Below are 17593 nucleotides of genomic sequence, written 5' to 3'. Positions count from 1 at the left end.
CAGGTGCTACACGAGACTTATTTTAAAGTATTAGACATTTTGATTGATTTGATCAACAGCGTTTTGGTCCGTCGTCCTCACTAACTTGACTAACAATTCTTTAGCTGCTGCATAATCATCCACGTGAATAATGGATGAAGATGTATGAATATAACGAGAGCAAATTCCGACTACGGCTGAAGGAACACCATTATTAGACATATGAACACGTCCTGCATCCGTTCCCCCTTGAGAAATGAAGTATTGGTAAGGGATGTCATGGCTTTCCGCTGTATCAAGGATAAATTCACGAATACCTCGGTGTGTGACCATTGAACGGTCAAAGATGCGAAGAAGTGCTCCTTTACCCAACTGACCGAATTCTTTTTTATCACCGCTCATATCATTCGCAGGCGATGCATCCAATGCGTAGAAAATATCAGGCTTGATCATATTCGCCGCAACTTGTGCGCCCCTCAGACCTACTTCTTCTTGGACTGTGGCACCAGAATACAATGTATTAGGAAGGCTTTCTCCTTGAAGTTCTTTTAAAAGTTCAATGGAAAGGCCACATCCATAGCGGTTATCCCATGCTTTCGCCATGACTTTTTTCTCGTTTGCCATAGGAGTAAATGGACAAATCGGTACAATCGCTTGTCCAGGTTTGACCCCGATGGACTCAGCATCCGTACGATCATCGGCACCAATATCAATGAGCATATTCTTCACTTCCATTGGTTTTTTCCGCTGTTCTGGAGTCAAATTATGTGGTGGGATTGATCCAATCACCCCAACAACGGGGCCGTTCTCTGTCATTACTTGTACACGTTGAGCAAGCATAACCTGGTTCCACCAACCACCTAGTGTTTGAAACCGAAGCATACCGTTTTCCGTGATTTGGGTAACCATGAAGCCTACTTCATCCATGTGACCAGCAGCCATTACGGTCGGCCCTTTACCTTCACGAACTCCGAACACACCACCAAGTCGATCTTGTACGAGTTTATCAGAGTATTTTTCCAACTCTTCTTTCATGAATTGACGAACCATATGTTCATTGCCAGGAGCGCCTGGTAGTTCGGTCAATGTTTTGAATAACTGTTTAGTGTATCCATTCATTATGTATCTCTCCTTTTTAACTGTCTTATTCTATTTTAACGGAAGTTTGAAAACGTTTCTACAAATCCGGTCGATCAATTGTTTTGATTTCCTTTTATCGGGAAATTTAGTATACTGAATAATAGAATAAAGTTGTGAGGTGATTGGTTGTGAATTGGAAAAAAGTTGCCTTAGCTGCTGGTGTAGGAGCACTAGCTGGCTATGTCGTAAAAGAACAGTTGAACAACAGCCAGGGAGTGACGCCTGAGAAAGCTTTGAAGATTGCTAAAGAAGCATTCAAGAAGCAAGGGCCGATCAGTGGATCCTGGATTTACATGAAGCCTGAAGAATTAAACAAGAATGGCATCAACTACGATGTATATCGTGGAGGAATCTCCAAGCAACAAGATGGACAGGCATCACAGTTCGAATTTTATATCGATACGGACACAGGAACCATTGTTGATGTAGCTGAAACAACGGCTTAATCGATGGTACCTTGGATAAAAAGCATCGCGTTCACAAATGAACGCGATGCTTTTTTATTCATCATACGCATAGGCTTTACGATCAACCTGGTCTATGACTTGCCCTTCTTCATCAAACTTCAACGCCCGAAATTCAGCATCATGATAAAAGACGTACCAGGCATTCCGCTCATAACCATAGTTCATCCATTTTTGCTTTTCATGTACAGATGTTACGGGATAATCGTCATAAGCGAGAACCCATAAGACATTTTGGTGAGCGTGAGTCGGCATGATGTCGGCCATATGTATAAACATGTCTTCCTCATCTTCAAATACAATGATCGAATGCCCATCACTATGTCCACTGGTATGGATCATTTTTAAACCTGGTAAGATTTCCACAAACTCCTCGTAAGTCGTTACTTGGCTCTGAATCGCTTTCCAGTTCATTTCCCAGTAGGTATTTCGTGATCTCATATTGGGATGCTGCATTTCTTCCCATTCGGTCGAGCTCGTATAAATGGTGGCATTCGGGAAAGAAGATGAGTACCCTTCTCCGTCGATCATCGTCAATCCACACGCATGATCGAAATGGAGGTGGGTCATGAGCACTGTATCGATGTCTTCGCGTCTCAACCCTAATTCCCCGAGAGACAGGTCAATAGCTGACTCTTCCTTAACCCCGAAATTTCTTCTCTGTTTATCCGTCAGTTTGCCATTTCCAATACCTGAGTCGATGATCAAGTTCCACCCATCGATTTGCAGTAAAATCGGGTCGGTACGCAGTTCAATTTGATTCTTCTCGTTCACTGGATATTTCCTACTCCATAGCGGCCTCGGAACCACTCCGAACATCGCGCCTCCATCCATATGGGTCACTCCACCATTCAACCAAGTAAGCTTTGCTCTCCCCACCTGCATCGATTCCATATACATCCCCTCCTATAAAACAAATATAGCTCCAGTCTATCATAGAGACCAGAGCCATTGTAAGCGATATCATGTTTTGAATCTGACGCGGCAACGATATATAGGTTGGCCTTTGGCAGAGAATTTTTCTTCATATTCAGTCGGTACATTCAGAGGATCCTCATCAGCGTGTAGATCCACTGACACTTCTTCAATGATCATTCCGAATTGCGAGAAGCTCATTAACGAATACTCAAATAGACCTCTATTGTCTGTTTTAAGCGTAACTTCTCCGCCTGGAATAAGCACATCCTGGTATTGTTCTAAGAATGTATGGTAGGTGAGACGACGTTTCTCGTGCCTGTTCTTAGGCCATGGGTCTGAGAAGTTTAAATAGATATGATCGACCTCGTTCGGACCAAATAACTCTCGAAGGTCTTCAGCGTCTTCATTCACTAAACGTGTATTCGTCGTCTGTGCGTCTACTACCTTCTTGACTGCACCTACAATCACGCTTTTCACTCGTTCAATCCCCACAAAGTTTATCTCTTCATCTTGCTTGCCCATTCCTGCAATAAATTGACCTTTACCAGATCCAATCTCTAAATGTAAAGGCTGATCTTTATGTTCAAATAGGCTTTTCCAATTCCCTTTCCATTCAAAGGGTTCTTGAACAACTACTTGATCGTTTTCCTTCAAGTAGTCATCAGCCCAAGGTTTATGCCTCAAACGCATTGGTACGATTCCTCCTTCTTATCGTTAGACTTTGTTAAATCTTTGTCAACGTTTGCGGAGTCGATCGAAAATTGCTTTTCCATCACATTTTGAAAACTCGACAACAACATTTAACACAGTCTATCGTATGAATCGTACCACGAAGTCGGCTAATTTTAAAACTTTTACTAGAAATCTGTGGATTCTGAAGGATTCAGGATAAAAATCGATCATTATAGACTATGGGGTGGATATGTAATTGACAAGCAAAAGAAGCCCTCCGTATCTCATCATTTATTGAATCTAGGGGGTTGGGTTGTAAGCGCTTCCTGATATATCATTATATTCGTGCGATAAATACAATGATGGAGTGATGAGTAGACCCATGAATCTAATTAGTAAATTATTTGAAACAACCGTACTTGCTGTTTTCTCTGTTTTATTTGCAGGATATGCTTTATTTATATACCCATTTGAAAAACTATCTGAAAAAACGAATGCAGAAGTTCGTGAGAAAAAGCTAAAATATACCCCAACGATCAGTCAATAATCTTCCACCTTATACACTTCGATTTTAAGACCAAAAAACCGTTGCTCTATGCGCAACGGTTTTTTTAATCCATAATATTCTGTTTGATCATCATTCTTTTCAATTTATCCAATCGAATAGACGCCTCATCATATTCTCCGCGCATCTGATGCCATTGGATAAATGCCAACGCCTGAGAAACGGCATACCAAATCATTCGCTTATATAAGTGTTGATCAGGCTCAATTCCGTACTCTTTCAACCACTCATCCCATCTCACCTCAGGAATATACGAGTATAGCAACATTCCCAAATCAAGAGCTGGGTCTGCCACCATCGCATTATCCCAATCGATGAGATACAATTGATTGTTATCCGAAAGCAACCAATTATTATGGTTTGTATCACAGTGGCATACTACATGGACATGATGATGCACTTGGTCGACACGCTCTTCTAGAAATTCCATCGCCTTTTGTATTTCAATACTAGGATCTAATTGACTCAACACTTTCTGATTTTCTTTCAAGTCTTTCAACACTTCATCCGGAGTTAAAGGATGCTTGCCTAATCGCATCAACATATCAAGCAATTCCGTTGAATGGTGGATTTTACTCAATAACGCTGCTACTCTCGGGTGATTCATTTCTTCTGGTTGAAGTTCACGTCCTTCTAACCAATCTTGGGCAGTAATCACATCACCATTTTCCAGGCGCTTGGTCCACACTAGCTTGGGTACGATACCTTCGGCAGAAAGTACAGCAAGAAAGGGAGAAGAGTTACGCTTAAGAAATAGTCGCTTGCCTTCTGTTTGTGCATAATAAGCCTCTCCTGTTGAACCGCCAGCTGGTGTAACTGTCCAATTATTACCAAGTATATGTTCCAACCAATTCACCTTCAATTCCTCAAATCTTCCTGTGATTACATCACGTTCATTGTATAGTACTAGTATATCGTACTTTCGGACCTATCCAAAGGTTTTCTTACAACCGTTCGTTTGTCTCACTTCATTAGATTAACCTATCGAACCACTTGGTTTCAAGAAATTATCACTATGACCAGTAGACCATGCGCGTTTTCTCTGTTTTACTCAGCACGCTTTGAAAACAATGACTTGCTTGTCCATCCACTTGATAAGGAATAGCCTGTTTTGACGTAATTTTAAAAGTTTCCGCTTCCATCACACGAACTTCTTTGAGAAGTGTATGTTTCCCTAAAAAGACCGTCACAAAAAATAAGATCAATTTCCATTTTGGTAATGGATCGATAATCGTCACAGAAAACCTCTTTTTCTTGATATTTGCTTGAGGGGCAATCTTCATGCCGCCCCCGTAGTATGCATGGTTTGTTACAGCTACAAGTGTCGCTCTTTCCGTTTCTTCCTTGTTACCATCTATATAGATTTCGATATTTATGGGTTCGAAAGTCCTTAAAACGGGTAATAGTGCAATAGGATAAATGTAGGGGTGAAGGTGTAACCGTTTAATCCATTTCCGAAATTGATGCTTGTTTGCCAATTCTACAAGCGCCCCGTCCAACCCGAATCCCACACTATTGACAAATAGCCGATTACCATGCTTATAGCGACCGTTTGTCACGTAATTCCCAATATGTACAGAGAGGCGCTTAGGGTTTTGTACAATTTTTCGAAATAGACGTACACCTTTCAACTTTGATTTGATTCCCCTGGAGAAGTCGTTACCAGAACCAGTAGGAATCAAAGCAACAGGAATGGCAGGATAATGGCGTAATCCGTTGACGACTTCATGTAACGTTCCATCTCCACCTACCACAATGATACATTGTACATGTTCATGGTGAATTTCGGCTATTTGCTCTGCTAATTTCTCTGCATGCCCTTTATAGGCCGTTCGGAATGTCCGACAATTCTTTTCTTTGAACAAGGGATCTCTTTGGATGGATTCAAAAAGACGGTCTGCCCTTCCATTACCGGCTTGTGGGTTTACAATCAATAAATACATCAGACATTTCTCCTAAATGATAATCAAATTACTATGTAAATCTGTTACTATTCTATTATAATATAAGATAAAGGGGGACTTACATTGAGCAAAGACTGTCAATTTTGTGGGACGAGTGTCACTCTTCCTGAAAAAGGTGCACTCGTCATCAACCGAAAAAACGTGCATATGGATGGAGAACCAAGAGACCTGGCTATAGATTATCAGGACAATGATACCGTGGTTTTTCAATACTCGAGCATTGATAATCTTGTAGCCACCTTAGAATTACTATACCAAAAGAACACATCGAATTTCTGGTTACATATTCTCAACTTGGAAAGCTCTCAGTCATTTCCGATCTCTATCCATCATCTATATGAACGACTTAAAAGGCCGAATCTCGCTTCTATCATTCATGATGGTGATTTCACTTCTCATCTACAGCCAATCGTAGATATGAGTACAAATGAGGTGTATGGATATGAGTCTTTATTGAGGACGACAGAGCAATCCGTTAATCCTGGAGAACTTTTCTCATACGCTCAGCGCTCAGGCTTACAATCCATGCTCGACCAAAAAGCTAGACGTTCAGCTGTGAAAGCCAAATCAGAATTTCTCACAAAAGGTCAGAAAATCTTCATAAACTTCCTGCCTTCCACAATTTACGTACCAGAATTTTGTTTGAAGCATACATTCCAAATTGTGAAAGAATTCCAGATTGATCCATCAGACTTAGTATTTGAAGTTGTGGAAACAGAGAAAATATCGGATGTCGACCACTTGAAGCGAATTTTGGATACGTATAAAGCTTCAGGTATGAAGGTGGCCCTTGATGACGTCGGTTCTGGTTACAGTACAATCGAAATGTTGTCTTTATTAAAACCGGATTACTTAAAAGTGGACCGTTCATACATTCAGAACTGTCATGAAAATAAAGAAAATCAGGAATTCTTATACCAAGTAATGGAGCGAGCAGATCTACTCGGTATACAAGTATTGGCCGAAGGAATCGAAACTCTTGAAGAGTGGACATGGTTAAACCAATTAGGGGTGGATTATGGTCAAGGATACTTTATCGGTAGACCGAAAGCTGTTCCAGAAAAGGAGTTCAGTCTTCCATAAACTCTTCATCTGAATCCCATTCCGGACGCTTGAAGGACGTCGTTTGACAATGTTTCAATAAAGCTTCTGCTGCCTTTAGTTGCTCATGCTTTAAAGGCGAAACATATTGGCGACGTTCTTGTAACCAAGTATCATATCGCTCCCGATCAACAAACGTGGTCATATAAGGCTCTTGTCTATGCTTGAATGATAGATTAGGAGCCAGCACCACTTTTTGAACAGGGAAAGAAAGACCATAAGCATTCCAGACACTTTTTATAAAGGTTTCGGTACGATTCAACGCAAGTACAGGACTGAGCATTTTGGTTCGAACCCCGTCCTTCTCCATATACCAACTCTTTTCAGATGTAGGCTCCACTTCATCTGCACCAGGAAGATCCATTTCATAGATAATTTCGATACCATACGGTCCAATCAGGATTGGCAAAGCTTCCATTTCCGCCCGCTTCATTACGACAACAGGACGATACATAAGGAAATAGGTATCAGGAAAGCGCTGAAGGTAAAACTTCAACCGTTCATCCTCTTTATAAGATTGATGGACAAATGATTTTTCCCTTAACGTTGTAGATGCCCATTTCAACTGGAACGGAAACAAACCGTCAAGAAAATACTTTTTCAATTGATCAATGGTTTTCGGCAGTTGTACATTGTCTTTTCTAGAAACCGGTGGCTGAGGTTGGGCATCATCTGAATGGGTACGGAACAACCGCTTCCATCCGGATTTTTTATATAAATGTCCCTCTTCCTCCGGTGCTTCTTCTGTTGATGATTGCTCTAATAAACCTTGGTCGAATAAAGACTTCATCTTCTTCCAGTGTTCTTGTTTCAACCGAATATACTTAGAAGGGTATTGGTAAATGTTTGATTCATACCTGGAAATATAATCTTGCAACTTAATTAGTTGGGCCATTCTTGCCCTCCTGACCTAAATGGATCGTGGCCACTTGTTCGTACTTTTGTTCGCTTTGTGGATGAATACGATATAAGTGAAAACGATCGATATATTCATCAAAATGCTGAGAAAAAAGTGTCACCGAATCTTTTGGCGACCTACCTTCTGCTTGTTTTTTTGCAATCGTTACATGAGGATGGAATGGCCTTTGTTCTCTCTTCCAACCAAGGGTGTTTACGATCGTTTCTGTTGTTTCTTTTAGTTCTCTAAGCGAATCTACTGGTGTCACTTCAGCATGCCACACGCGTGGCTGTTTTCTGTCGCCAAACGAACCTGCAGGACCAACCCGCAGTGTAAAAGGACCTGGCCAACTTCCCGATTTGAGCCGCTCCACTAATTCCCTTACTTTATCATCGGTAGAATCTCCGAGAAATTTTAATGTAATATGAAAGTCCTCTGGATGCGTCCACACTTTGTAGTTCATGTGATCCCGCAGTGTTTGCTGCCATTTAACAAGTGACTGTTTCGTAGATGAGGACATAGGGATTCCGATAAAATAGTGATTACTCATTTGACAATACTCCTCTATTCGTCAGATTGATCCAGCGGCTGACAACGTACACTAGAACCATGCCCGTAAACGTCATCATAGAAAAGAAGCTGTACATCCCCGTCACACTCCACACATCAATAACTACTCCGCCTAGGAAAGTGAAAAACGCATTACCTAACCCGTTACCTACTGCAGAATAAAGACCTACAGCTGTAGCTCTTACATTATCCGGCGCAAGCTCACGTACTAGAATGAGGGCAGCTGGTATATACAATCCGACTGATATCCCTTGAACTATAGTCGTCGCATACACAACTTCACTAGAAGGCTCAAATGAATAGAGCAACCAACGACTACCAGAGACCAGAGAACTGAACATCAATACACGAAGTACACCGACGCGATTGATCACTTGCTGGGCGAACTTCATAAAAGGGGCCTCACTTCCTGCTGCCAGTAGAAAGGCAACGCCTACCCCGGATAACGTTCCACCAACGGATAAGATAAATGTACCAAAATAATAATTATTAGCCAGAACTGGGCCAAATACTAGGAAATTCGACAGCAGAAATAAAAGGAACGGCTTTTGCTTCACCAAAACACTTAATCCCTCTCGAAAAGATGTGGATACAGCATCCGCCCGCTTAGGAAAATGAACTAAAGATAAAAGAGCAAATAATAAGCCAGTAGAAAAGAAGTAGAAGATCCAACTCAAGGAACCGGTCGCTTCCGTTACACGTCCTAACACAAAGACCGATACCGCAAAGCCAATCGCCCCCCATAGCCGGATATTGCCATACTCTTTTCCGTTTTGTTGAACAAAATTCAAAGAAAGACTGTCAGATAGAGGTACGATGCCGGACTGAAATAGAGCGATACAAATAATCCCGACCAACAAGAGCGGAAACACTTGAAGCATAGGATAGAAGAAACCCAGAATGGAAGCAACAACCGAAGCGACCATCAATAGCCGCTTCGGTCGTCTAGTGTAGTCACTGATCATACCCCAAATCGGTTGAATGAAGATTGTCACAAGTGGAAGGGCAGCAATCACTAGACCAATTTGTGTATGACTCAACCCTTTTTCTTCTTCCAGATAAACAGATAGAAGCGGAAACAATGATCCGAAACTGAAAAACGAAAAGAAATAAAACACTTGAATGAATCGATACGTTTTTTCTGTAGATGACTGAACCATAATAACGGACCTTTCTGTTACTTACTTCGTTAGTTCATAAATAGCGGTGGCATAGATTTCAATAGCTTTCTTCATATCTGAGAGGAGAACATGCTCATCCTTTTGATGGGCGGTATCGGGACTGTGGTTGAACAGTGCTCCATAAGCTACACCCGCTTCCAAGGACCGGGCATATGTTGCCCCACCCATCGATTTAGCGGTTGCCTCTTCACCCGTTACATCGTTATATACTCGAAGTAACGTCTGAATGAACGGGTGATCTTTTTCAAGATAGAGAGCTTGTAAATGATCATAGATTTTAAATTCTCCATTCAGCTGTTCAGCAAAATGTTCGAGCTTCTGGATAATCTCTTCATGATTTGAGGTGACAGGGTATCTTAGATTGAAACCGACTTGACAGGATTGCTCTTTCGTAATCTGTAAAGACCCCAAGTTCAACGTCAACGCCCCAGAATCCTGATCAGATTGGTCAATCTTCATGCCACTTCCATCTGTAGACTCAAACGCTTCTTTGATCTCTGTCAACGTTTTTTGGCAGGACTCTCCAGTAGGAAGAGTACACAAGTAGGACAGTAGCGAAGTGATGGCATTGGAACCTTGTTCTGGTGTGCTGGCATGGACAGAGTGTCCTTCTATCGTCAGCTTATATTGATTGCCTAAATTCTCGATATGGCCATCCAGCTGTTTTTCCTTCAAGAATTGATCGAATCCTTCATATAAATTGTAATCAGAGATGAGTACCGTTGTCGCTTCATCTGGAACCATATTCAAGCGACCACCTGCTTTAAGGTTCTGAATAGTGACGAGGGCCTTTTCATCATTAGGAAGAGTACAAGTTATATACGCATCTAACAACCCTTTCTCTGCATGGATGACAGGGAAAGAGGCATCCGGTGTAAAACCGAATTTAGGCATTTCTTCTTTGGCGAAATAGTGTTCGATTCCCTGCCAATCCCTCTCTTCATCCGTACCGACAATCAGTCTTACTCGTTTGTTAGGTTTAAAGCCTTGATCCTTCAATAGTTTCATAGCGATATAAGCTGCCATGACTGGCCCTTTGTCATCTTGGGCTCCACGGCCATAAAGTTTTCCATCAATGACCGTCGGTTCAAACGGTGGTGTAGACCATCCATTTCCTGCAGGGACAACATCCAAGTGGCCAAGGATGCCGAGAATCTCTTCCCCTTCTCCATATTCAATATGTCCAGCTTGTCCGTCCACATTTTTCGTAGCAAACCCATCTTCTTTCCCTATAGATAGCATTTCTTGCAAAGCTTGATCAATAGCCTCACCATAAGGGTACGTTTCACTCTCTTCGTAAACACTTTGAATAGAAAGTAGGCGACTTGCCTTTTTTAAAAATTCTTCTTGATATTGCTCACTTAAGTTTTTAAAATTCATGTTAAATTGGCTCCCTTCACTATTTCTTCGTAAGTGGAACGATCACAAACCGCATATAGTTCTGCTGACACCGGAATGGATTCATCTAATTTCCGATTGATAGATAGGTCGTTTCGATCAGCAATCAGAGTCGCCCCTTCGCTTAATAAGGATTGAAATGCATCTCTATACGTCTTCCACTCTTTCCTAAGAGGGATGTGATAAAGATCTTCACCAACCGATCTCCTCAACAATTGCCCGTATATTTCTGAAACGCCTTTTCTGAATGCTGAACGGACAGCTAACGAAGAGATGGTTTCATTCGAGATGATAAACTCGTCGATGTTGATATGTTTGAAATTATGAATATGTTTCTCTTCCATGATCTCGACGATCGTATGGACTTTTGGTGCTACAGATTCAATGGAAGAAGCAATCAGCAATGTTTTTCCATCGGTCATCTGATCGTTTTGCATCCGGTCATCAGCGAAGATCAGAACAGCCCGTGCTTCATTAACATTTGCTTTTTGCAATGTCTCGACATCCGCACCGTCCCCTTTTATGTAATGGATATTTTCACTCAGCACTGGGGCTTCCTTCAATTGATCAATGATCACAATCTCTACTTCTGGGTTCGTTTCAACAATCTCTTTAATAGCAAAATGAGCCTTTTGAGACCATCCGATGATCATAAAATGTTGAGATCCTTTATACACAATATCACCTTCCACTCTTTTTTTTCTAAAAATGGCAAGTCCATCTATGATTTTCCCGATCACCACACCGATTAATCCAATTCCAAACACATATAAGAAAATAGCGATAATCCTACCGGCGACGGATACGGGGTAATAGTCCCCGTAACCAACGGTAGTTACGGTGGTCATCACCCACCAGAAGCCATCAAAAAGGGTTGGAAATGTATCATTTTCCACCAGGACGATCAAAATAGTGGATAAGACGATCAACATGGCGCTAGAAAGAAATAAAACATAGTTACTCACTTTCACTAATTTCAAGAAAAATTTTCTAAAAAGAACCATAAATAGCCCCCTAGTTTTTAATATTTCGTAAATTTGGTGAATAGTCTGTAAAATAACGGCGTATTTGTAGCGCAGGGTCAAACGTTATTGTAGAATGAAAGCAACTTCAAAGGAACACTAGCACCACAATTTCCAAGACGAATAAGGAGTGGTTTTTTGAATCATCCATCTTCCCGTATGCTCAACCGAATTAAAGCTGTTTATATTTACATTAAAAAAGTCGGAACAGTGACAACGAACGAGTTAGCAGAAGAATTCGGTATTACAGACCGAACTATGCAAAGGGATTTAAGTATTCTGGAATATAACGGGCTTGTTTCGAGTCCTAACCGTGGAAAGTGGACCATTACTGAGAAGAAAGTGAAAATTTCTTAATTGACCTTATTTTAAAGTCACCCGGACATAAGTCCGGGTGTTTTTTTTATTCATCTGTTCCTGTTGTGGACAACAAATATTCGATTTCTTCATCGGTCAACTCGCGGTACTCTCCTAACTCTAGTTCAGGATCGAGTTCTAGTACCCCCATTTTGATTCGCTTTAAATAGATAACTGATTTATTTACAGATTCGAACATTCGCTTGACTTGGTGAAACTTGCCTTCTGTGATGGTCAGTTCAATTTCGGATTCCTCACCGGACTTGAGGATTGTAAGCTCCCCCGGCTTCGTATGATACCCATCATCCAGCGTCACTCCGTTTGAAAACTTCACAACATCCTCTTCGGTCACTTTCCCATCGATGATAGCGTAATAGGTCTTCCCTACTTTTTTCTTAGGGGATGTCAATTTGTGAGCAAGTTGACCATCATTGGTTATGAGTAACAAGCCTTCCGTATCTTTATCTAATCTTCCGACTGGAAAAGGATCAAATACATGATCTTCTGGTTGCAAAATATCAATGACTGTTGTTTCATGAGCATCCTCAGTGGCCGAAATCAAATCACCAGGTTTGTTCATCATTAAATAAATGAACTCACGATATTCGACTTCTTCCCCCATGACCGTGACAGAATCCTCATCAGGATCTACGTGGGTTTTTGGGCTTTTCTCAGCTTGGCCATTGACCCTTACGTTTCCACCTTTAAGCAGAGTTTTCACTTCTTTTCTCGTCCCGTAACCCATGTTAGCTAACAATTTATCGATTCGCACGTAAATCCCTCCATTTTTTAACGTTTTAGAAATTTATCTAGTACACGAACCCGTCCTCCTAGGACACGTTCGAGTAAGGTTGTCTGGTATGCTAACCAACCGTAGACAATCCCACCTACACCTATGCTAAGAATTAATACAAACAATGAATCTAAGCGCTTGTCTCCTGGATCAAATATATATAGGAGAGCAAAGCGTACTAATATAACGGTAACGGCCATAACCGTCGTTAAGATTAATATGAGCAACGTGCGTTTAAACAATGGTTTGTAATCGAATGAGATAGCAGTGAAAATTCTCCAAAAGTTTAAGCAAACAGCAGCCGTCACGCCGAGACCTGTTGCAATGATTGCACCCTTAGCTCCAAATAATTGAATGAACCACCAGTTAAAGGCAATTTTCAGTAGAATACCTGTACCTAGACTGATTACGGCAAAGTTTTGCCTGTTAATTCCTTGCAATATGGATGAAGTAACCGTGTAAAGCGCCAATGAGAGCCCTACTGGAGCATACCACCTGAGAAGGCTTCCACGAAGGTCTAGATCCTCTGTTCCATAGAATGTTGCATAAGCATCCATCGCAACCGCACCAAGACCAACAACGGCAGGGATGATGAGAAGTGCGACGATTTGTAAAGCTTGGTTGATTTGTCGATTCAACTGATTAGTATTTTGTTTCGTATAAGATTGAGTGATTGCCGGTAATAAAGCTAATGAAAGACCAAGTCCTAAGGTAACAGGAATCATCACCAATTTATGACTTAAGAAGTTAATCGTTGAAAACTCATTGTTATACCCATATCCTGCCGCCTCGATTGCTTTTTCTAACGTAAATTGGTCAACAAGCTGGTATAATGGAGTCGCAATACCGACTAGAATAAAAGGACCGGCATAAGTGAATAACTCTTTGAACATCTCCTGATTCGATAAACCGTACGTATATTCTTGATTGGCTAACTGACGATCGAGGTAAGGTTTGCGTCGTCTCCAATAAATATAAAGGACCAAACAAGACGCAACGCCCCCTACGAATGCAGCAAAAGTTGCATAACCAATCGCTCTAGGAATCGGTCCTTGCATGACTTGTACAATAATAAAGACGGACGCCAATAAGAAAACGATCCTTACAATTTGTTCTACGACTTGTGAAACTGCTGTCGGAGCCATCGACTCGTGACCTTGGAAGAAACCTCTCGTAATACTCATGGGAGGAATGACCAATAGGGCAAAGCTCACCATTTGAATGACCATGGTCACTTCACCCAGTTGTTCTGAATCAGCACCAACCGTCCAAGCGGCCACTTGACCTGCTGAGAAATAAAGGATGAAGAAGGCTAGAACACCTGTTAGGGATAAGAGAATCATTCCGGCCCTCAGCATTTTCCTTCCTGTTTCATAATCCTCTAATGCATTATATTTGGAGACAAACTTGGAAACAGCTACAGGAACTCCCATGCTGGATAAGCTTAATAGAATGCTGTAAGGGACATAGGCTTTTGAAAAGAGATCTGTTCCGTATGAGCCAACAATGTTTTCAAACGGAACCGTATAAATCATACCAAGGAACTTAGACAAAAAAGTTCCAGCAGTCAGCAACAGCGTACCTTTTAAAATCTTCGACATATTTATTTATTCACCTTCAATTTGATTGTAGAATCGACCTCATCTATTTTATCATAGATAAAGGGAAAACAATGAATGAACGGAAAAAAGAAAGGAAGTACACCATGACCTATCAAGTTACAGTTATAGGAGGCGGACCGTCTGGTTTAATGGCGGCGATTGCTGCTGCCGAACAAGGCGTCAAGACCCTTCTCATAGATAAAGGAAAGAAGCTAGGTACAAAGCTAGCCATTTCTGGGGGAGGACGGTGCAATGTCACCAACCGACTTCCAGAAGAAGAAGTGATCAAACACATTCCAGGAAACGGGAAGTTTTTGTATAGCCCATTTTCTGTGTTCAACAACTATGACATTATCGATTTCTTTGAAGGTCTCGGAGTCGGTTTAAAGGAAGAAGACCACGGACGGATGTTTCCGGTCAGTAACAAAGCAAAAGATGTCGTTCAAGCACTCCTCGATCAGTTAGAGAACCTTGACGTAGAAATCCGAAAATCCACCCCCGTCGAAGCCATTCATTACGGGGAAAATGACCATGAAATCATCCTTAAATCAGGTGAAAAGCTGTACACGAAGTCTGTAGTTCTCGCCGTGGGAGGTAAAGCAGTGCCTTACACTGGAAGTACCGGAGACGGGTACGCCTGGGCTAAGAAAGCTGGGCACACGATAACAGAATTATTCCCTACTGAAGTTCCCTTACTTTCTAATGATGCATTCATTAAGAATAAAACGCTTCAGGGCCTATCCTTAAGAGACGTGGATGTATCCGTTCTAAATCAAAAAGGAAAACGAATCGTAACACACAAGATGGACATGTTATTTACACACTTTGGACTGTCAGGACCAGCTATCCTTAGATGTTCTCAGTATGTCGTCAAAGAATTCATGAAAGGGCATAGACCTGTCACAATTGAAATCGATTGTATCCCTGATGAAAAGCAACATGACCTTTATGAGCGCATTCAAAAAGATGCAAAAGAACAATCTAAGAAAGCATTTCGCAATGTAGTAAAAGGTATTGTACCTGAACGTTTACTCGATCACTTATTAGAACTGGTTGAGATAACTCACGAAGATAAAGCAGCCAATATCTCAAATGCCAAATTATCGGACTTTGTAAGTTATTTGAAGCAATTTCATGTAACTATTCATGATAGTCAGCCGATTGAAAAAGCATTTGTTACAGGCGGTGGCGTTTCTATTAAAGAAATCATCCCGAACACAATGCAGTCAAAATTAATGCATGGTTTATATTTTTGCGGAGAAATCCTTGATATTCATGGATATACAGGGGGATATAATATTACCTCCGCTATGGTCACGGGAAGAGTAGCCGGGATGCATGCTGCGTGGGAATCAATGGGATAAACGGGGGGAGTGCTGATATGGAAGTGAAACGCATAAAAGCAAAAGATACTATCTCATTACGTCATACCATTCTTCGTCCGAATCAAACGAGAGAAGCCTGTTATTATCCAAACGACTCGCACCAAGCGAGTTTCCACCTTGGTGTTTATGATCAGGACGAGTTAATTAGTATTGGCTCTTTCTATCGTGAAACGCATACTGAAGTTCCAAGAGGCGTCCAGTACCGACTAAGAGGAATGGCTACGAAGCCGGAGGACCAAGGTAAAGGTGCAGGAACAATGGTTATTCACAAAGCACTAGATAGGTTGCGATCCTTAAACGTGGATTATCTTTGGTGTAATGCCCGGACTAGTGCCCAAGGATACTATGACCAATTAGGTTTTATTAAAGCAGGAGAGGTATTTGATATTCCACCCATTGGGCCCCATATCATCTCCTATATAAAAATCGAGAAGCACTAAATGCTTCTCGATTTTCTTTGTTTATATTCTTTTTCTCTTCCTAATTCTTCATTTATCAAGGATTGCATAACATCACGGTCTTCTGGACTAACTTCTGGATCTTCTGAGTGCCAATCCAAAGTGTACATGATGTAGAATCTGCGTATCCTACGAAAATAAAAGGTAGAGTAAGGGAATTTATCAAAATAGCCTCTGACCATCTTTCTTCCAGAATAGCTCCAACGTACAAGTTTAATACCAATCCCTCCGAACATATATTCGCTTTTATTATAACGAGAATTTCACAGTTCGGCAACCTTTTACCAGATGAACACTAGTCCCAAATAAGCGAATAATACACTACCTGTTAGATACAAATATCCATACACTCGTAATGGTTGGTAACGGTGGGTCACACCAAAAACTCCAACTCCCGCTAACCAAAGAATAATGGCTATGTAACTGATATGTTGAATTGGTGAAATGTCTTCACGAAGGGATACTAAGTAAAAACCGATTGGAATAAAAATAATCATGATGGCATACTTCCAATTCCAGTATGTATCTCTTTTTCTTTCTAGCGTTGCCATACGCATTCATCCTCTCTAAGACAATTGTACATAATATAAGATACCCTTTGGAATATACACGCAAACTATAGGCCATGGATCAAAAACCAACGTGCTTCACTTATAATAGATTGAGACCATATAATGTAGCTTCTCTATATGAAGTGGCTACGCACAAAGGTGTAGTACCTAATATGGCTAGTTGACTCCTGCATCACACGCTGATATTTTCTAGGTGCGTACAAAAAAACCTTTAGGGTAATCTCCTAAAGGTTTTAACATTGACGTGGCGGCGTCCTACTCTCACGGGGGTAAACCCGACTACCATCGGCGCTGAAGAGCTTAACTGCTGTGTTCGGCATGGGAACAGGTGTGACCTCTTCGCCTTCACCACCACATCATATAAGGTTTTAAGTAAACCTTCAAAACTGGATAAGAGTATCATCAACATCGAAACGAACATCTTTTCAAGATAGATAAGTCATCGATCCATTAGTATCCGTCAGCTCCACGTGTCACCACGCTTCCACCTCGGACCTATCAACCTCATCGTCTCTGAGGGATCTTATTTGCTTAAAGCAAAGGGAAATCTCATCT

At 41.3% G+C, this 17593-nt stretch carries 19 protein-coding genes and 2 rRNA genes; 6 read left to right on the top strand and 15 right to left on the bottom strand.

What is annotated here, in order from left to right:
- Nucleotides 1–30: 30 nt before the first annotated feature.
- Entirely contained in the window at nt 31–1098 is a 1068-nt protein-coding gene (locus H0266_RS00105; protein ID WP_181470364.1) for a M42 family metallopeptidase, read from the bottom strand.
- Nucleotides 1099–1247: 149 nt separating this feature from the next.
- Between H0266_RS00105 and H0266_RS00100 the strand changes: the two genes are divergently transcribed.
- Entirely contained in the window at nt 1248–1565 is a 318-nt protein-coding gene (locus H0266_RS00100; RefSeq protein WP_181470363.1) for a PepSY domain-containing protein, read from the top strand.
- A 54-nt stretch (nt 1566–1619) separates the two neighbouring features.
- Here H0266_RS00100 and H0266_RS00095 read toward each other — a convergent pair whose 3' ends face one another.
- Together H0266_RS00095 and trmB are read right to left on the bottom strand one after the other, a co-directional pair.
- Complete coding sequence (locus H0266_RS00095; protein ID WP_181470362.1) at nt 1620–2477, bottom strand: YtnP family quorum-quenching lactonase; 858 nt, start codon at nt 2475–2477, stop codon at nt 1620–1622.
- A gap of 69 nt (nt 2478–2546) precedes the next feature.
- The gene (gene trmB / locus H0266_RS00090) at nt 2547–3191 is read right to left on the bottom strand and encodes a tRNA (guanosine(46)-N7)-methyltransferase TrmB (protein ID WP_181470361.1); all 645 of its coding nucleotides are present in this window, start codon (nt 3189–3191) and stop codon (nt 2547–2549) included.
- 364 nt (nt 3192–3555) lie between these two features.
- Between trmB and H0266_RS00085 the strand changes: the two genes are divergently transcribed.
- Nucleotides 3556–3720 carry a hypothetical protein gene (locus H0266_RS00085; RefSeq protein ID WP_181470360.1) on the top strand — a complete coding sequence of 55 codons (165 nt, stop codon included), beginning with the start codon at nt 3556–3558 and terminating at the stop codon, nt 3718–3720.
- A gap of 64 nt (nt 3721–3784) precedes the next feature.
- Here H0266_RS00085 and H0266_RS00080 read toward each other — a convergent pair whose 3' ends face one another.
- Complete coding sequence (locus H0266_RS00080) at nt 3785–4594, bottom strand: phosphotransferase (RefSeq protein WP_181470359.1); 810 nt, start codon at nt 4592–4594, stop codon at nt 3785–3787.
- 157 nt (nt 4595–4751) lie between these two features.
- Nucleotides 4752–5681, bottom strand: a complete 930-nt coding sequence (locus tag H0266_RS00075) for a diacylglycerol/lipid kinase family protein (RefSeq protein ID WP_181470358.1) — start codon at nt 5679–5681, stop codon at nt 4752–4754.
- Nucleotides 5682–5765: 84 nt separating this feature from the next.
- Here H0266_RS00075 and H0266_RS00070 point away from each other — a divergent pair, with 84 nt between their 5' ends.
- Complete coding sequence (locus tag H0266_RS00070; RefSeq protein ID WP_181470357.1) at nt 5766–6785, top strand: EAL domain-containing protein; 1020 nt, start codon at nt 5766–5768, stop codon at nt 6783–6785.
- Here H0266_RS00070 and H0266_RS00065 read toward each other — a convergent pair.
- The 5 genes from H0266_RS00065 to H0266_RS00045 are packed head-to-tail and all read right to left on the bottom strand — an operon-like array spanning nt 6772 to nt 11854.
- Entirely contained in the window at nt 6772–7698 is a 927-nt protein-coding gene (locus tag H0266_RS00065) for an NERD domain-containing protein (protein ID WP_181470356.1), read from the bottom strand. The two genes, H0266_RS00070 and H0266_RS00065, sit on opposite strands and share 14 nt — an antisense overlap.
- Nucleotides 7682–8251 (bottom strand): RNA 2',3'-cyclic phosphodiesterase, encoded by a 570-nt coding sequence (thpR, locus tag H0266_RS00060; protein ID WP_181470355.1) that lies wholly within the window; start codon nt 8249–8251, stop codon nt 7682–7684. Before thpR ends, H0266_RS00065 begins: the two co-directional genes overlap by 17 nt.
- Nucleotides 8244–9431 carry an MFS transporter gene (locus H0266_RS00055; RefSeq protein ID WP_181470354.1) on the bottom strand — a complete coding sequence of 396 codons (1188 nt, stop codon included), beginning with the start codon at nt 9429–9431 and terminating at the stop codon, nt 8244–8246. The genes thpR and H0266_RS00055 overlap by 8 nt, the downstream gene beginning before the upstream one ends.
- Before the next feature lie 21 nt (nt 9432–9452).
- Nucleotides 9453–10832: a dipeptidase PepV gene (gene pepV / locus H0266_RS00050; protein ID WP_181470353.1), complete on the bottom strand. Its 1380-nt coding sequence runs from the start codon at nt 10830–10832 to the stop codon at nt 9453–9455.
- Nucleotides 10829–11854, bottom strand: a complete 1026-nt coding sequence (locus H0266_RS00045) for a potassium channel family protein (protein ID WP_181470352.1) — start codon at nt 11852–11854, stop codon at nt 10829–10831. Before H0266_RS00045 ends, pepV begins: the two co-directional genes overlap by 4 nt.
- A gap of 177 nt (nt 11855–12031) precedes the next feature.
- On the opposite strand from H0266_RS00045, the gene H0266_RS00040 reads away from it, so the two are divergent.
- Entirely contained in the window at nt 12032–12229 is a 198-nt protein-coding gene (locus tag H0266_RS00040) for a DeoR family transcriptional regulator (protein ID WP_425484287.1), read from the top strand.
- Nucleotides 12230–12275: 46 nt separating this feature from the next.
- On the opposite strand, the gene H0266_RS00035 is transcribed toward H0266_RS00040, so the two are convergent.
- Nucleotides 12276–13001, bottom strand: coding sequence for a pseudouridine synthase (locus H0266_RS00035; RefSeq protein WP_181470350.1), 726 nt, complete (start codon nt 12999–13001; stop codon nt 12276–12278).
- Nucleotides 13002–13018: 17 nt separating this feature from the next.
- Nucleotides 13019–14623, bottom strand: coding sequence for a putative polysaccharide biosynthesis protein (locus tag H0266_RS00030; protein WP_181470349.1), 1605 nt, complete (start codon nt 14621–14623; stop codon nt 13019–13021).
- Nucleotides 14624–14727: 104 nt separating this feature from the next.
- Here H0266_RS00030 and H0266_RS00025 point away from each other — a divergent pair, with 104 nt between their 5' ends.
- Both H0266_RS00025 and H0266_RS00020 read left to right on the top strand, forming a co-directional pair.
- The gene (locus H0266_RS00025; protein WP_181470348.1) at nt 14728–15987 is read left to right on the top strand and encodes a BaiN/RdsA family NAD(P)/FAD-dependent oxidoreductase; all 1260 of its coding nucleotides are present in this window, start codon (nt 14728–14730) and stop codon (nt 15985–15987) included.
- A gap of 17 nt (nt 15988–16004) precedes the next feature.
- Complete coding sequence (locus tag H0266_RS00020) at nt 16005–16448, top strand: GNAT family N-acetyltransferase (protein ID WP_181470347.1); 444 nt, start codon at nt 16005–16007, stop codon at nt 16446–16448.
- A gap of 299 nt (nt 16449–16747) precedes the next feature.
- On the opposite strand, the gene H0266_RS00015 is transcribed toward H0266_RS00020, so the two are convergent.
- From H0266_RS00015 to H0266_RS00005, 3 genes are all read right to left on the bottom strand, one after another.
- Entirely contained in the window at nt 16748–17017 is a 270-nt protein-coding gene (locus H0266_RS00015) for a hypothetical protein (protein WP_181470346.1), read from the bottom strand.
- A 263-nt stretch (nt 17018–17280) separates the two neighbouring features.
- Nucleotides 17281–17394 (bottom strand): 5S ribosomal RNA (rrf, locus tag H0266_RS00010).
- A gap of 74 nt (nt 17395–17468) precedes the next feature.
- A 23S ribosomal RNA gene (locus tag H0266_RS00005) occupies nt 17469–17593 on the bottom strand; the annotation flags it as partial.

The organism is Halobacillus locisalis (assembly GCF_013694105.1).
GTDB lineage: Bacteria > Bacillota > Bacilli > Bacillales > Halobacillaceae > Halobacillus > Halobacillus locisalis.
The sequence above is the reverse complement of the archived record's forward strand: the minus strand, read 5'-3'. Positions and strand labels throughout refer to the sequence as shown.

What these genes read in the sequence shown, in the direction of transcription:
- H0266_RS00105 (WP_181470364.1), bottom strand. Translation starts at nt 1,098, where the DNA reads ATGAATGGATACACTAAACAGTTATTCAAAACATTGACCGAACTACCA.
- H0266_RS00095 (WP_181470362.1), bottom strand. Translation starts at nt 2,477, where the DNA reads ATGGAATCGATGCAGGTGGGGAGAGCAAAGCTTACTTGGTTGAATGGT.
- trmB (WP_181470361.1), bottom strand. Translation starts at nt 3,191, where the DNA reads ATGCGTTTGAGGCATAAACCTTGGGCTGATGACTACTTGAAGGAAAAC.
- H0266_RS00085 (WP_181470360.1), top strand. Translation starts at nt 3,556, where the DNA reads ATGAATCTAATTAGTAAATTATTTGAAACAACCGTACTTGCTGTTTTC.
- H0266_RS00075 (WP_181470358.1), bottom strand. Translation starts at nt 5,681, where the DNA reads ATGTATTTATTGATTGTAAACCCACAAGCCGGTAATGGAAGGGCAGAC.
- H0266_RS00065 (WP_181470356.1), bottom strand. Translation starts at nt 7,698, where the DNA reads ATGGCCCAACTAATTAAGTTGCAAGATTATATTTCCAGGTATGAATCA.
- thpR (WP_181470355.1), bottom strand. Translation starts at nt 8,251, where the DNA reads ATGAGTAATCACTATTTTATCGGAATCCCTATGTCCTCATCTACGAAA.
- H0266_RS00055 (WP_181470354.1), bottom strand. Translation starts at nt 9,431, where the DNA reads ATGGTTCAGTCATCTACAGAAAAAACGTATCGATTCATTCAAGTGTTT.
- pepV (WP_181470353.1), bottom strand. Translation starts at nt 10,832, where the DNA reads ATGAATTTTAAAAACTTAAGTGAGCAATATCAAGAAGAATTTTTAAAA.
- H0266_RS00045 (WP_181470352.1), bottom strand. Translation starts at nt 11,854, where the DNA reads ATGGTTCTTTTTAGAAAATTTTTCTTGAAATTAGTGAAAGTGAGTAAC.
- H0266_RS00040 (WP_425484287.1), top strand. Translation starts at nt 12,032, where the DNA reads ATGCTCAACCGAATTAAAGCTGTTTATATTTACATTAAAAAAGTCGGA.
- H0266_RS00030 (WP_181470349.1), bottom strand. Translation starts at nt 14,623, where the DNA reads ATGTCGAAGATTTTAAAAGGTACGCTGTTGCTGACTGCTGGAACTTTT.
- H0266_RS00025 (WP_181470348.1), top strand. Translation starts at nt 14,728, where the DNA reads ATGACCTATCAAGTTACAGTTATAGGAGGCGGACCGTCTGGTTTAATG.
- H0266_RS00020 (WP_181470347.1), top strand. Translation starts at nt 16,005, where the DNA reads ATGGAAGTGAAACGCATAAAAGCAAAAGATACTATCTCATTACGTCAT.
- H0266_RS00015 (WP_181470346.1), bottom strand. Translation starts at nt 17,017, where the DNA reads ATGGCAACGCTAGAAAGAAAAAGAGATACATACTGGAATTGGAAGTAT.